Here is a 1,542-nt window from a genome sequence, read left to right as displayed (position 1 = left end):
TCAGGCCAAGCAGATTGAAGCGCTGGAGAAAAAGGTGTCCACCGCACAGGAAAAGCTGGATGGCTTGCGCGCCGTTGAAGGCTACGACGAATCCGACCTCGATAAGGTTCGGGCATTGATTCGCGGCTACCAAGGCGAGATCCGCGCCATTCGCGACGAGCTTTACAACTACCCGGCTGAGTTGAAGGCAGTGGGCGGTGCCATCGTGCACCTGACCTATGACGGCGAGCTTACCGTCACCCGTGGCCTGATCCGCCAGGACGAACGCGAGGCCGTGGCGCACATCATGCGGGGCAAAGCAGGGGAGGGCGACACGACGGCGGGTGTGGACCTGCCTCCGGTCAAGACCCGGCCCGTGCATTCTGAGGCGCTGACCAACCGGCTCCAGGCGCAACGCGTCATTGCGCTCCAGGCCGAAATTATGGCCCGCCCGAACTTGGCGCTTTGCCTGCTCATTGAGCAGATGCTGGGCGACTTCGACGGGAGCCGGTCCAGCAGCGCCGGTGACTCATTCGACCTCGCATTGCGGCCAGCGCATCATGAGCTTGCGAACACGGACGCGGACATCAAGGGCTGCCCAGCCTGGGCGCGGGTTCAGGAGCAGATTGAAGCCGTCACCAAGAACGTACCGGAAGACGACGCGGCGGTGCTTCCCTGGCTGCTGGCGCAGCCGCAGGCGGACCTCATCGAATTGCTTGCCGTGCTCTCCAGCATTTCAATTTACCGCCGCCAATGCCATTCCTATGGCGCGGAACCCCGGCACCTGGACCGCCTGGGAGAAGTGGTTGGGCTGGACATGAGCAAGTGGTGGAAGCCCACCGCGCAGTCGTACCTTGCCCACGTGTCCAAGGACCAAATCGCGGCAGTGGTCACGGAGGCGGTCGATGCCGAGCAGGCGAAGCCGCTCCTTGCGATGAAGAAGGCGCAGGCCGCCGCCGCAGCCGAGCAGTTGCTCGATGGGAAGGGATGGGTGCCGGAACTGATGCGCGGGAAGCCTTTGCTGTCGAACCCGAAGCCGATTTCGCAGGAGGCGGCAGCGGGAGAGTAAGCCACTAGGGAAGGGAAGGGGGTAGCTCGCCAATTTTGCGCGCCACCCCATTGCATCGTGTATCGTTACGGGATACAATACCGCATGATCATCGGATTTCGCCACAAAGGTCTTGAGATCTTCTACCGCACCGGTTCAACCCGAGGAATTCAGGCGGCACACGCCAACAAGCTGGGCCGCATCCTGGCCCTGCTCGATGTGGCGAAGGGGCCGCAGGATATGAATATCCCAGGCTATAAGTTGCATTCGCTCAAGGGCGGTCTGGCCGAGCATTGGTCAGTCTGGGTCAACGGCAACTGGCGCGTGACATTTCGCTTTACCGAGGCCGGTGCTGAACTGGTCGATTATCAGGACTACCACTAGGAGCCAATCATGATGCACAACCCTCCGCATCCCGGTGAAATTCTCCGGGAGGATGTAATTGCCCCCTTGGGGCTATCTGTGACCGAGGCTGCTGACCGGCTGGCCATGTCGCGGGTGGCACTTTCCCGGGT

At 61.8% G+C, this 1,542-nt stretch carries 2 protein-coding genes and 1 pseudogene; all 3 read left to right on the top strand.

What is annotated here, in order from left to right; genetic code table 11:
• A pseudogene (locus WBR68_RS30970) lies at nucleotides 1-1,048 on the top strand (hypothetical protein); the annotation flags it as partial.
• Between the two features lie 84 nt (nucleotides 1,049-1,132).
• On the top strand, nucleotides 1,133-1,411 hold the full coding sequence (locus WBR68_RS30965) for a type II toxin-antitoxin system RelE/ParE family toxin (protein ID WP_230696212.1): 279 nt from the start codon (nucleotides 1,133-1,135) through the stop codon (nucleotides 1,409-1,411).
• Between the two features lie 12 nt (nucleotides 1,412-1,423).
• Nucleotides 1,424-1,542: helix-turn-helix transcriptional regulator (locus tag WBR68_RS30960; protein ID WP_370641305.1), on the top strand; the 119-nt coding region annotated here is incomplete at its 3' end.

Source organism: Achromobacter sp. JD-1, from assembly GCF_038594925.1.
GTDB classification, from domain to species: Bacteria; Pseudomonadota; Gammaproteobacteria; order Burkholderiales; family Burkholderiaceae_B; genus Achromobacter; species Achromobacter spanius_C.
Note: the sequence above shows the minus strand (reverse complement) of the source record. Positions and strands in the feature narration are given on the sequence as shown.